The 12,729-nt window shown below is 67.1% G+C and carries 11 protein-coding genes and 1 pseudogene; 5 read left to right on the forward strand and 7 right to left on the reverse strand.

Annotation, left to right across the window (positions count from 1 at the left end; all coding sequences use genetic code 11):
• Positions 1-10: 10 nt before the first annotated feature.
• The 4 genes and pseudogenes from ACIHCQ_RS22175 to ACIHCQ_RS22190 all read right to left on the reverse strand — a co-directional run bounded on the left by ACIHCQ_RS22175 (position 11) and on the right by ACIHCQ_RS22190 (position 3,348).
• Positions 11-643, reverse strand: coding sequence for an HIT family protein (locus ACIHCQ_RS22175; RefSeq protein WP_399664788.1), 633 nt, complete (start codon positions 641-643; stop codon positions 11-13).
• A gap of 955 nt (positions 644-1,598) precedes the next feature.
• A complete protein-coding gene (locus ACIHCQ_RS22180; RefSeq protein WP_399664791.1) occupies positions 1,599-1,985 on the reverse strand; it encodes a toxin-antitoxin system, toxin component, PIN family protein in 387 nt (128 codons plus the stop codon).
• A complete protein-coding gene (locus ACIHCQ_RS22185; RefSeq protein WP_399664793.1) occupies positions 1,975-2,631 on the reverse strand; it encodes a DUF433 domain-containing protein in 657 nt (218 codons plus the stop codon). The genes ACIHCQ_RS22180 and ACIHCQ_RS22185 overlap by 11 nt, the downstream gene beginning before the upstream one ends.
• An 80-nt stretch (positions 2,632-2,711) precedes the next feature.
• A pseudogene (locus ACIHCQ_RS22190) lies at positions 2,712-3,348 on the reverse strand (hypothetical protein).
• Between the two features lie 859 nt (positions 3,349-4,207).
• Here ACIHCQ_RS22190 and ACIHCQ_RS22195 point away from each other — a divergent pair.
• Positions 4,208-4,912, forward strand: a complete 705-nt coding sequence (locus ACIHCQ_RS22195; protein ID WP_399664796.1) for a hypothetical protein — start codon at positions 4,208-4,210, stop codon at positions 4,910-4,912.
• Between the two features lie 38 nt (positions 4,913-4,950).
• Here the strand turns inward: ACIHCQ_RS22195 and ACIHCQ_RS22200 are convergent, their stop codons facing one another.
• A complete protein-coding gene (locus ACIHCQ_RS22200) occupies positions 4,951-5,592 on the reverse strand; it encodes a LysE family translocator (protein WP_399664799.1) in 642 nt (213 codons plus the stop codon).
• A gap of 221 nt (positions 5,593-5,813) precedes the next feature.
• Between ACIHCQ_RS22200 and ACIHCQ_RS22205 the strand changes: the two genes are divergently transcribed.
• A complete protein-coding gene (locus ACIHCQ_RS22205) occupies positions 5,814-6,104 on the forward strand; it encodes a DUF3303 family protein (RefSeq protein ID WP_399664802.1) in 291 nt (96 codons plus the stop codon).
• Positions 6,105-6,189: 85 nt separating this feature from the next.
• On the opposite strand, the gene ACIHCQ_RS22210 is transcribed toward ACIHCQ_RS22205, so the two are convergent.
• Both ACIHCQ_RS22210 and ACIHCQ_RS22215 read right to left on the reverse strand, forming a co-directional pair.
• On the reverse strand, positions 6,190-8,649 hold the full coding sequence (locus ACIHCQ_RS22210; RefSeq protein WP_399664805.1) for an HAD-IC family P-type ATPase: 2,460 nt from the start codon (positions 8,647-8,649) through the stop codon (positions 6,190-6,192).
• A gap of 145 nt (positions 8,650-8,794) precedes the next feature.
• Positions 8,795-9,100, reverse strand: coding sequence for a DUF2530 domain-containing protein (locus ACIHCQ_RS22215; protein ID WP_399664808.1), 306 nt, complete (start codon positions 9,098-9,100; stop codon positions 8,795-8,797).
• Between the two features lie 201 nt (positions 9,101-9,301).
• Here ACIHCQ_RS22215 and ACIHCQ_RS22220 point away from each other — a divergent pair, with 201 nt between their 5' ends.
• The 3 genes from ACIHCQ_RS22220 (at position 9,302) to ACIHCQ_RS22230 (ending at position 12,707) form a co-directional block, all read left to right on the forward strand.
• Positions 9,302-10,756 (forward strand): NCS2 family permease, encoded by a 1,455-nt coding sequence (locus ACIHCQ_RS22220; protein ID WP_399664811.1) that lies wholly within the window; start codon positions 9,302-9,304, stop codon positions 10,754-10,756.
• A gap of 118 nt (positions 10,757-10,874) precedes the next feature.
• Positions 10,875-11,318, forward strand: coding sequence for a MarR family winged helix-turn-helix transcriptional regulator (locus tag ACIHCQ_RS22225; RefSeq protein ID WP_399664815.1), 444 nt, complete (start codon positions 10,875-10,877; stop codon positions 11,316-11,318).
• Between the two features lie 63 nt (positions 11,319-11,381).
• On the forward strand, positions 11,382-12,707 hold the full coding sequence (locus tag ACIHCQ_RS22230; protein WP_399664818.1) for an MFS transporter: 1,326 nt from the start codon (positions 11,382-11,384) through the stop codon (positions 12,705-12,707).
• Positions 12,708-12,729 lie beyond the last annotated feature (22 nt).

A 12,729-nucleotide genomic window follows, 5' to 3' on the forward strand; every position in this document is an offset into this window, starting at 1 on the left:
CAGAAGGATCTTAACGGCGGCTGGGCTGTGCCTCTGTGAGCGCCTTGAGTGCGGCTTCCGCACGGCCGGACTTTTGAGCCCAGGCGTCGGGTTCGCAGTTGGGGGCCGCACGCCTGATTCCCCCACGGGGATCCTCGACGTCACCGAAGTGTCGCGGAATCAAATGAATATGAAGATGATCGACGGTCCTGCCGGCCGCTCGGCCCTCGTTGATCCCAATGGTGTATCCGTCGGGGTGGTGTTCCTTCGAGATCTGTTTCTGAGCGGCCTGGATGAGGGCGTAGGCGTCCTTCAGTTCCCGGGCTGTGAGCTCGAAGAATGATTCCACATGACGCTTTGGAACGACTTCTACATGGCCGGCCGCAGCGGGAAAGTTGTCATATCGCACATAGAAAGTCTTGTTCTCGTGCATGATCCTATTGACGTCAGGCCGGTGCAATTGGCAGAAGATACAGCCTGCTTCCTCCGGGGTCTTCCCTTCGGGACGGAGTGGCTCTTTTTCGTCAACTTTGAGCCGAGTCACGCGTTGAAGCCATTGTCCGAGGCGAGAAAATCCGGACCTTAATGATAGCCGCAAGGAGGTAAGGGCGGATCGGTGTGATCCAGTGAACGTAGTTCCGCCCGCCGACAATTCATAATTCATTGCTCGATTTCGCTCCTTCTTCGTGGGTCGACAGCCGAATGCTGCCTTCGGGGCAACCCATGGGGCGCTCTACCACGGTCACGCGGCCCATGCGGGCATAGTGCCGCATAGGTGACAGCCGTTGGATGGAGCAGACCGATGAGCGACATCCCAGGACGGTATCGAAATCCTCAGCGACACGCTAGCTGCGCCTCGTTTCCATGAGGGTGGGAATGTTGGTGAATGTGAGGGCCGGCGACCGAGATTCGACACGACGTTTCGGACCCGTGACCAGTCCTTTCGTATGTGATCATTTCACCGTCTTCATTACCGCGAAGGCGGCAGTCCAACCACCGATCAGTTCGGACGATTGCTGTGTGCTTCACCCGCCCACCGACCAGGCAAGGCCCGCCGCCACGCGGACGACAGGGTGCCGCCTTCCTCCTTGGCCGGTCTCAGTTCCCGGCCGCTGACAAGCGTCTGGCTGCTTGGGCCTCTTGATAACCCCTCTTATCGTGGATTCGTTCGATGCGCCTGAGGACATGGCCGTAGAGCCTCGGATGCACTGACGCCGAGCACCGGCAGGTGAGGCCGGAGCCCTCGGCAGCGCATACGAACAAAACCACGGGAGGGGGCACGGCATGGTTCACCTGTTGGATTCGGTGACGCGTTCGGCGGCGTCCCGCGCCGCCGCACCGCTCGTCTCGATGGCCTAGATCGCGACTCTCGCGCAGGTGAAGCGTCCGTGGTCTCCACCGGGCAACGCCGACCCGCTCCAACTATCTGCGTGACCTGAAGAGTCCGGGACGCGGCGATGGCTCGGGAAGTCTCCGACGAGGCCCGGCGTGGTGAGCCCTCAACCCGCCGCTCAACCATGCAGAGCCAGCCTTCTACGACGCCGTCGCACACCGCGACATGGCCGAGCTGATGGCGGGCGGTGACGACAAGCTCGCCGAGATAGCCGACAGCCCGTTCGTCAGGGCCAGGTGCGCTCGATGCGGTCCCGCCGTACGGCATACGCGGCGGGGCCGCCCTTCTCGACGGCCCGGTAAATCGCGTCGCGGTGCCCGTCGAGCCGCTCGACCATCTCGATACTGCGAAGCTGCTGGTTGTCGAGATAGAAGAGCACCGCACCGCGGTCCAGTACAGGCTGGATCTCCAGGTCTCGCGTCTTGATTCGGCCGTCCTTCGACAGCGGGACCCAGGCCTGGTCGAGGCCGTGGGCGATCCACTGCTCATCGGGGATGTCCTGCGCGTCTGTCGGAAAGACATCGGCGATGCAGTGAACCGCCCATCCACGATCCCGTAGTTCCTCCGCGACGCGCCGCCCGAGGTCGCGGTCGAGGAAGAACTCAGGCGGCAAGACGCACCACTGCGTGGCACAAGCAGTCGACCTGCTCGGGGGTCATGTCGAACTCGTAGGCGATGTCCTCGACGGTCTCGCCGGCTTCCCAAAGGTCGGTGATGGCCTTCACCGGGACGCGATTGGCGGCAATGACGGGCAGACCACGGCCGAACCTCGGGTCGATCACTACCGGAACGGAATCCGGGTACTGCCTCAGTTGAAGACTCGACGGGAAATCGTCGCCCGCGTCCCAGGTCAGGTATCGCAGATACTCGGACACCACCTCGTGGATGGGAGCCTGCCCGTCCCGCGCCCTGCGGAGATCTCCGAAGCCATGCTCCACGAAGATGTCCACGCCGTCGGTGGCGATCCGCTTCGAGACGAGGCCGTAGGGGGTGTCGAAGGCGTTCCGTACCGCGGCTGCCGCTTCCCTGATCTCGCTCATCCGCAGGCCGAGGGAGCGCAGCGAACGGAGGACATGGGCTTCGGCCACGGCGATGAACGGCACCGAGGGCTGTCCCTTGCGGACAGGGTCCACCTGGTGGATCAGAGGAGCCCCGGCAGCCTTGCCCTTCAGCCAGGAGGTGAGAGTCGACGACGGAATCTCCAGGTAGGAGGACGTTTCCGTAGGAGTGAGGAGCCCGTCCCTGAACCGGTCGACCATGATCCACCTCCCGCTGTTGTCAGGTCTCGCATCGTCGCACAACCAGGCTCCCACGAGGGGAGCGGCGGCACAGACCTCGCTCAGCATGCCGTGGGCCAGTCGTCGTCATGAGGTACGGCGGTAACCGCCGTGGAGCCGTTCTCGGGTGGGCAGTCGCGGCAGCGGCCGGGTTCGGCGGCGCGGAAGGCGCGTTCGCAGCCGCCGTCACAGGTCTGCCAGGGCAGTACAGCGGCGGGTGCGGCGGCCTGAGTGGCAAGGGCGGGAAGAGGGAGCGGCAGTTCGCGGAGCCGGTAGGCCAGGATGTGGCTCGGGTTCGGTCCGGCGAGGACCCGGCGGCGAGGGCGGCACTGGGGGCTCGGGCTCCGCGCCTCGCGGCACGTCGTAGAAGTACGTACGCGTATGCAGCATGCCGCCCGGTCCGCGCTCGCGCCGCCGTTCCAGATAGCCGGCTGCCTCCAGCTCCCGCAGCGCCCGGGAGATGAGGATCTCGCCTTCGGTGAAGTGCTCGCACAGCGCCTCGATGCTCACGCGTGTGCCGTCCGGCAGCGACAGGATGTAGGCGGCGACGCCTACCGTGACCGCGCTTCCGCGCCGCTGGGCGAGGGCGTTGGAGATCACCGCGAAGTCGGCGGTGAGGCGGGTTCGGACGTGGATCACGCCGGAGGTCGGTGCTCCGGCGTCGGCGCGCAGGGGCGCGTTAGACTGCGGTTCAGCCATCGGGAAGCTACTTCTTCCTGATCGGTGAGGCCCTCGATCGGGATGCCAGTCCCGGCCGGGGGCCGCATATGTCTTCGGTTGTTGCGGCGAACGTAACCGCCCGCCTCCCGCCCTCGCAAGCCGGTCACTCGACCGGGTGACGCGGGGAGGGGAGGGAGGGCAGGTGGTTCTTTACCCCAGGTTCTTTAGGGGAGTTCGTGGCTCACCGGACCCCCTTGGGCGAGGCCCCGGAGGGTTCGGGAGACCGGCCCGCGAACCGGTACCTGGCCGACTCAGCCCCGGTCGGGGGCTACTTTCAACTCGCTGATGAACGAGGCCCAGCAGGCTGGGCAGTTCGGGGTCTCTGTCACGGACGGGACGACGCCGGGGAATCCGTCCGCGACCTCCACGCAGTCTCCGAGGCGCTTAACGCAGCACGGCCGGCAGCAGTCCGGCCCGGGGCCACGCGGGCACAGCTTCTCTGCCTGCGCTGCCGCACGGAAGCCGAGACGGCTCGACGGGTCAAGGCCGTGTGGAAGCTCCTCTGTCTGGGTTGCCACTACTACCAGTACGAGATCGGACCGACAGCAGGGCAGCTGAGGCTGTGGCGCGTCGAAGTCGGGCTGGTCGTCGAGCGATTGGGCAATTGACCAGCCATTACCTGGTATTTCTGATAACCCTGTGACCGGGGTTCCGGGCGGCAGCCCGTCGCAGCGCCGGTGCGCTGTCTGGATCTGTGGCGGACGACGGAGGGCTGGGGCGGGGAGGACACAGAGACCGCAGTTGGCGCAGGCAGCCAACTGCACGGCCGAGGGGGAGCAGGATGATTTCTGAGCCGGAGCTGGCGGGGGAGTTCGGTGCGGGTGAAACCCGCGAGGTGGTGGGCGGCTTCGGCCCGGAGCCTGTGGGGGGACTCCGGCCGGGAAGGCCGTGGCGCTGGGCGCTGGGCGGGGTGCTGGTTGCTTCGGCGCTGTGGGCGGCGGGGCTGTTCCTGTATGGATTCGGCGATCGGAAGCCGGACATGCACGGCTACCAACTGAACAAAGACCCTTGCCCGACTCTACGGCTGAAGTCGATCGGCACGGCGATCGCACCGAGACAGGCCACCGCCGATGCCGGAACAGGGCTGTTGAACCATCCCGTCCTCGACCAGATCCAATGTTTCATTCCTCTTCAGCCTCCGGTTCAGTCTCCGGCCGGTGCGGGGCGGCCGGAGAAGGGCTGGTCCATCGACTACTCCGTCGCAATCGCGGTGGCACTGCACAAGAAGACCGACCCCGGCGCCGAATTCGAGGTGCAGCGAGCGACGATCGATGGCTGGGCTGATCCTGAAGCGAAGCTGGAGAGAGTTCCGAACCTCGGCGACAAGGCGTATCTGCTGATCCGGGGTGACGGTACTTCGGAGCTGCGGGTGCTGGAGGGTGGAGCGGTTTTTTCACTGGCTCTCTCCGCCTACACGCAGTACCAGCCCGACGACGACGGCGAAGGCCCGTCCGGCGAGGGGCCGGACACACCTGACCTGTCCCCGTACCAGTCGGCCCTGATCAGCGACATGCGTGACCTGATGTCAAGCCTCAAGCAGTGAGCTCGGGATTCAACCTCTGCGGCCTGCGATCCAGAGCCTCAGTCCTTGCGGCCTGTCGCGGCGACGGTGACGCCGAGGCCGATCATCGTGAGCCCACCGACCCCGCCGACCAGGGAGAGCCGCTGCGGTGAATGAGCGAACCAGCTGCGCGTGGTGGCCGCGACCAGTCCCCAGACGCTGTCGGACGCCACCGCGATGGCACTGAAGACCAGGCCGAGCACCAGCATTTGAACCATGACGTGGCCCTGGCCGCGGTCGACGAACTGAGGCAGTACGGCGGCGAAGAACACGATGGTCTTCGGGTTGGCCACGCCGACCGCGAACCCCTCCCAGAACGTGCGCAGACTGCCCTGCTCCTCGGGCCTGTCACCGGTCAAAGCGGCATGCAACGACTTGCGCTGCCGCCAGGCCTTTACACCCAGGTACACCAGGTACGCGGCGCCTATGAACTTCAGCGCGGTGAAGACAAGAATCGAGCGCTCCACAATGGACCCGAGCCCGAGCGCCACGACCACGACGAGTACGTAGGCACCGAGCGTGTTGCCCACGACCGTGGTCAGCGCGGCACGGCGCCCCTGCGCCAGCGCCCGCCCGATCACGAACAGCACGCTGGGGCCGGGAATCACGATCAGCAGGAACGACATGGCCGCGAACGCCAGCAGCCGATCAGTAGACACCATGCGGCTCATGGAAGCACGGAGATCCTTCGCCCCTCCAGCCGTTTTCCGCCTGGGGGGCAGCGACCCGACAAGAGCCCGAGGCCCTCAGTGGGCACGGATGGACGCCGAGATGTTGCCGCCCTCGATGACCCGAAGGGAGGCTGAGCGGGACGTCGTCACCGGGTCTCAGCGAGCGTGGACGGGACCGCGCCGGTCACGGTGCACGGTAAGGAGCGAATGCGATGAGGGTCATGCTGCGAGCGCGTTTGGACACCCAGAGGTCGAATGAGGCGATCAAGAGCGGCGAACTGCAGAAGATCATGGAGTCGATGATGGAACGGCTCAAGCCTGAGGCGGCCTACTTCGGCCCCACCGAGGGCGGGCGGTCCTGCACCTTCGTCTTCGACATGCAGGACAGCTCACAAATGCCCACCATCGCCGAGCCGCTTTTCGAAGGCCTCGGGGCGAAGATCGACATCCAGCCCGTGATGAACGCCGAAGACCTGCGCAAGGGCCTTGCCGCGCTGAAGTAGGGCTGACCTCTCCGTCAGCAGGCAGCAGGCAGCAGCCAGCAGGGGGCCGACCTCGTCGGCGCCGCCCGGCTCGCCTCGGGCGTCCCTACGCCGGGAACCGCCGGTCCACCCACCGCCACGCCCCCTCCAGCAGCCCCGCCCCCACCACCGCGATCCCCACCGCCGCCCACGGCATCGTCGTCCCCACCAGCCGCAGCGCGAAGAAGTTCTGGAGCCACGGCACGACCAGCACGACCAGGAAGCCCAGCCCCATCGTCGCCACCAGACCCACCCGCCACCATGTGTACGGGCGGGCGATGATCGCCAGGACCCACATCGTCACCAGGAACAGCGCCAGCGTCGCCGCGCTCGTCTCCGCCTGGAGGGCGCCCTCGCCGCTGTAGTGGGAGCGGGCCAGCAGGTACGTCGAGAAAGTCACCGCCGCCGCGATCACGCCCCCCGGGATCGAGTACCGCATCACCCTGCGTACGAAGTGCGGCCTCGCGCGTTCCTTGTTCGGCGCCAGCGCCAGGAAGAACGCCGGGACACCGATCGTCAGCGTCGACAGCAGCGTCACATGGCGCGGCAGGAACGGGTACTCCACCTGGCTGCACACCACCAGGATCGCCAGCAGCACCGAGTACACCGTCTTCGTCAGGAACAGCGTCGCCACCCGCGTGATGTTGCCGATGACCCGGCGCCCCTCCGCCACCACCGACGGCAGCGTCGCGAAGCTGTTGTTGAGCAGCACGATCTGCGCCACCGCCCGCGTCGCCTCCGAGCCTGAGCCCATCGAGACGCCGATGTCCGCGTCCTTCAGGGCGAGGACGTCGTTCACGCCGTCGCCCGTCATCGCCACCGTGTGCCCCCGCGACTGCAACGCGCCCACCATGTCGCGCTTCTGCTGCGGGCTGACCCGGCCGAAGACCGAGTGCGTGTCCATCGAGACGCCCATCTGCGCCTGCTCCGCCGGCAGCTCGCGCGCGTCTATCGTCTTGTCCGCGCCCGGCAGGCCGAGCTTCGCCGCCACCGCGCCCACGGACACCGCGTTGTCGCCGGAGATCACCTTCGCCGCGACGTCCTGTTCGGCGAAGTACGTGAGCGTGGCGGACGCCTCGGGGCGCAGCCGCTGCTCCAGTACGACCAGTGCCGCCGGCTCCGCCCCCGCGGCCACATCGGGCGCGTCCAGTGCGTCCACCGCGCCCGCCACCCGCGCGAGGAGCAGCACCCGCAGCCCCTGCTCGTTGAGCTGATCGATCTCGTGCAGCGCCGGGTCCCGTGTCGGGAGCAGTACGTCGGGCGCGCCGAGCAGCCACGCCGACGTCTCGCCGTCGCCGTGGCTGAAAGCCGCGCCGCTGTACTTGCGCGCCGAGGAGAACGGCAGCGACTGCGTACAGCGCCACTCCTCGCCGTCCGGGTTCGGGTAGGCGTCGATGATCGCCTGGAGCGAGGCGTTCGGCCGAGGGTCGGACTTGCCGAGCGCGCCGAGCACCTTCTCCGTATACGCCGTGCCCGTGTCGCCCAGCGGGCGGAGCTCCGTGACGTCCATCCCGCCCTCGGTCAGCGTGCCCGTCTTGTCCAGGCAGACCACGTCCACGCGCGCGAGACCCTCGATCGCGGGCAGCTCCTGCACCAGGCACTCCTTGCGGCCGAGCCGGATGACGCCGATCGCGAAGGCGACCGAGGTCAGCAGCACCAGCCCCTCCGGCACCATCGGGACGATGCCGCCGACGGTTCTGGCCACCGAGTCCTTGAAGTCGTTGTCCTTGGTGAACAGCTGGCTGAGGATGAGCCCGATCGCGGTCGGCACCATCATCCACGTCACGTACTTGAGGATCGTGCTGATGCCGGTCCGCAGCTCGGAGTGGACGAGCGTGAACCGCGACGCCTCCTCCGCGAGCTGCGCCGCGTACGCCTCGCGCCCCACCTTCGTCGCCGTGAACGCCCCGCCGCCCGCGACCACGAACGACCCCGACATCACCGTGTCCCCGCGCTGCTTGACGACCGGGTCAGCCTCACCCGTCAGCAGCGACTCGTCGATCTCCAGGCTCTCGGCCTCCGCCACCTCGCCGTCCACGACGACCTTGTCGCCGGGTCCGAGTTCGACCAGGTCACCGAGCACGATCTCGGAGGTGGAGACCTCCGATGCGGTGCCGTCCCGCCGTACCGTCGGCTTCGCCTCGCCGATGACCGCGAGGCTGTCGAGGGTCTTCTTGGCGCGCAGTTCCTGGATGATGCCGATGCCGGTGTTGGCGATGATCACAAAGCCGAAGAGGCTGTCCTGGATCGGCGCGACGAAGAGCATGATCAGCCACAGCACGCCGATGATCGCGTTGAAGCGGGTGAGGACGTTCGCGCGGATGATCTCGTTGAGGGTGCGGGAGGACCGTACGGGTATGTCGTTGACCTCGCCGCGGGCGACGCGTTCGGCGACCTCGGCCGTGGTCAGCCCGGTCGCCCGGACGGCGACGGCGGGCGGCGGCAGATTCCTGGGGTGTACGGGGTCGAGCTCGGCGCCCGCGTCGATGAGGGGACCGTCCTTGTTGATCCTCGCCCGCTGAGTCATGGTTTCGACGGTACGGCGGGGAGGGCCGTTTCACCCGCGGAGTGCGCGATGCCCGTGGGAAGTTCAGACCCTGGTAGGAGAGGCCTGGTACCTGGGCACTACGGGTGCGGTACTGGCGCGGTACGGGTCCCTTGTGCGGTACGGGTCACTTGCCTTCGTCGCTCGCGGGCGCGTCGGCATCCGTCTTCGAGGCTTCAGCCTCTTTGGCTTCGGCGGCGCGCTTGAGGGCCGCCTCCCGCCCCCGTGTGTACCAAATGCCGATCAGACCGAGACCGGCGCCCGCCAGGCAGGTCCACACCCACCACATCAGGTCGCGCTCGGCGAACCAGCTGTAGAACGGGATCTGTACGAGGAAGAGGACGAACCAGAGGATCGTGCCTCCGGTGACGGTGGCGACGACGGGCCCCTCCAGGGGCTCGGGCGCCTCGTGTTTGGGGGTCCACTTCACCATGCGGACAGTGTAGGCGGCACGTATGCGGGTGTCGGCCAGCCGGTCTACGCGCGAAGATAGCGTTCTTACCCTGATGCATTCATACTGAAACTGATTGCGGCTGGCTGGTTCCCTTCGTTGGAACATCCAAGGCGGGCCGGTTTTTTATGGCCTCACGCCCGTAATCGCCCCCTTTTCCCCTCTGTGTAACTGAGGTTTCGCATGCCCTCCTCGGCCACCGCCAAGGTCGACTCCGCAGGTCAGCCCCTCGGCTCCGCGCAGCCGCCCGGCCGCCTGGACCGCTTCTTCAAGATCTCCGAGCGCGACTCCACGGTCGCCCGCGAGATCCGCGGCGGTTTCGCCACCTTCTTCGCGATGGCCTACATCATCGTGCTGAACCCGATCATCCTGGGCAGCGCGAAGGACATGTACGGACATCAGCTCGACGGCGGCCAGCTGGTCACCGCCACCGTGCTGACCGCCGCCTTCTCCACCCTCCTCATGGGCGTCATCGGCAACGTCCCGATCGCCCTCGCGGCGGGCCTCGGCGTGAACACCGTCGTCGCCCTCCAGCTCGCACCCCGGATGTCCTGGCCCGACGCCATGGGCATGGTCGTCCTCGCCGGTTTCGTCGTGATGCTGCTGGTCGCCACCGGGCTGCGGGAGCGCGTGATGAACGCCGTGCCGCGCAGCCTGCGCAAGGGCATCGCGATCGGCATCGGCCTGTTCATCATGCTCATCGGCCTGGTCGACTCCGGCTTCGTCTCTCGTATCCCGGACGTCGCCAAGACCACCGTCCCGCTCACGCTCGGCTCCGGCGGCCACCTGGACGGCTGGCCGGTCCTCGTCTTCGTCCTCGGCGCGCTGCTCACGCTCGCGCTGATCATCCGCAAGGTGCCGGGCGCGATCCTGATCTCCATCGTCGTGATGACGGTTGTCGCGATGATCGTCAACGCGGTGGCGGACGTCCCGTCCTGGGGTCTGACCACTCCCGAGTGGCCTGGAAACCCGGTCTCCTCCCCGGACTTCGGCCTGGTGGGCGAGGTGAGCCTGTTCGGCGGCTTCGGGAAGGTGGGCTACCTCACCGGCTGTCTGTTCGTCTTCACCGTGCTGCTGTCCTGCTTCTTCGACGCGATGGGCACGATCCTCGGCGTTGGCGACGAGGCCAAGCTGATGGACAAGGACGGCAACCTGCCGGGCATGAACAAGGTGCTGCTGGTGGACGGGCTCGCGGTCGCCACGGGCGGCGCGACCTCGTCATCGGCGGGAACCTGCTTCGTGGAGTCCACGGCGGGGGTCGGCGAAGGGGCGCGTACGGGTCTGGCGTCGGTCGTGACAGGCGCGCTGTTCTCGGTGGCGCTGTTCCTCACCCCGATCGCCACGATGGTCCCGTCTCAGGCGGCGACGCCCGCCCTGCTGGCGGTCGGGTTCCTGATCCTGGCCGGTTCGGTGCGGGACATCGACTGGAACGACTTCACGGTCGCCGTGCCCGCCTTCCTGGCGATGGTGATGATGCCGTTCACGTACTCGATCACCAACGGCATCGGCATCGGGTTCATCGCGTTCAGCGTGCTGCGCCTGGCGGCCGGGCGGGGCCGTGAGGTGCCGGTCGCCATGTACGCGGTGTCGGCGGTGTTCGTGTTCTACTACGCGATGCCCGCGCTGGGACTCACGTAGAAGTCGTCGAAGTCATCACGAATGAGCGCCCGGACCACATGGTCCGGGCGCTCATTCGCGTTCTGCCCAGCATCCTCGGGCTGGTCTTTAGGCAGGGTAATGAGTTATCCTAAGGAACATGCCTGACTTGTCCCATGGTGCTGACGAAGACGTCGCCGCCGTGAACTCTCTGCGCTCGGCCGTGATGCGGCTGGGCCGACGCCTGAAGCATCAGCGCGTCGACGAATCACTGAGCCCGACCGAGATGTCGGTGCTCGGCACCCTCGCCCGCTGCGGCTCCGCCACCCCTGGTGAGCTGGCCCGCAAGGAGCACGTCCAGCCGCCGTCCATGACCCGGATAGTGGCGCTGCTGGAGGCGAAGGGGCTGGTCCGGCTTGAGCCGCACCCCGACGACCGCCGCCAGAAGGTGGTCAGCCAGACCGAAGAGGCGGAAGCCATGCTGGAGGAGAGCCGGCGCAAGCGGAACGCCTGGCTGGCCTCGCTGGCCGATTCGCTGGACGAGGACGAGTGGGCGAAGCTGCGCGCCGCCGCCCCGATCCTGGAGAAGCTCGCGCATCTGTAAGTCATCCACGGTGTTATTCACCGTGTCATCCACCACGTCATCCGCCAAAGGAGGCGACGCGTTTTGAGTACGGGAACCGGAGAAAACTCCGCCCCCGCACCAACCCACTCCACCAATAGCTCGATGTTCAGCTCGCTCAAGATCCGTAACTACCGGCTCTTCGCCAGCGGCCAAGCGGTCTCCAACACCGGCACCTGGATGCAGCGCATCGCCCAGGACTGGCTGGTTCTGACGCTGACCGGTTCCGCGTCCGCCGTCGGTATCACCATCGCGCTGCAGTTCCTGCCGATGCTGCTCTTCGGCCTGTACGGCGGGGTGCTCGCCGACCGGCTGCCCAAGCGGCGGCTGCTCCTGTTCACCCAGGGCGCGATGGGCCTCACCGGCCTGGCGCTGGCAGCCCTGACCCTGACCGGCAACGTCCAGGTCTGGCATGTGTACGCCACCGCGTTCGCACTCGGCATGGTCACCGTGCTCGACAACCCGGCCCGCCAGTCGTTCCTGGTGGAAATGGTCGGCCCGGGCGACCTCCAGAACGCCGTCAGCCTCAACTCCGCGAACTTCCAGTCCGCGCGCCTCGTCGGCCCCGCCGTCGCCGGTGTGCTGATCACCGCTGTCGGCAGCGGCTACGCCTTCCTGCTCAACGGACTGTCCTTCGCCGCGCCCATCGTGGGCCTGCTGATGATGCGTAACAGCGAACTGCGGAAGGTCGAACGCGCACCGCGCGCCAAGGGCCAGCTGCGCGAGGGGCTCCAGTACGTCGCGTCCCGGCCCGAGCTGATCTGGCCGATCGTGCTCGTCGGATTCATAGGCAGCTTCGGCTTCAACTTCCCGATCTGGCTCTCGGCCTTCGTGGACGACGTCTACCACTCGGGCGCCAGTACGTACGGCCTGCTCAACACCCTGATGGCAGTCGGCTCCCTGGCGGGTGCCCTGCTCGCCGCCCGGCGCGGCACCGCGCGGCTGCGGGTACTGGTGGTCGCCGGCGTACTCTTCGGCATCCTGGAGATCGTGACCGCGTTCGCGCCGCAGTTCTGGATCTTCGCGGCACTGCTGGTGCTGATCGGAATGGCCGGTATGACGGTCAACGTCACGGCCAATTCCAGTGTCCAGATGGCGACGGACCCGCTGATGCGGGGCCGTGTGATGAGCCTGTTCATGATGGTCTTCACCGGCGGTACGCCGCTGGGCGCACCGATCGTCGGCTGGATCACCGACTCGTACGGTCCGCGCATCGGCTTCGCCGCGGGCGGCGTGGTCTCGCTGGTCGCGGCGCTCGCGGTCGGCGCGGTGCTGGTCCGGCTGGGTGGGCTGCGGGTGAAGGTCGACCTGCGGCGGGGCCACCGGCATGTGGACTTCGTGCCCAAGAAGGAGCTGGTGACGGCGGCCTGACCGCCCTCACCCCGGACTCTGG

The organism is Streptomyces sp. NPDC052236 (genome assembly GCF_044548015.1).
In the GTDB taxonomy this organism is placed as follows: Bacteria; Actinomycetota; Actinomycetes; order Streptomycetales; family Streptomycetaceae; genus Streptomyces.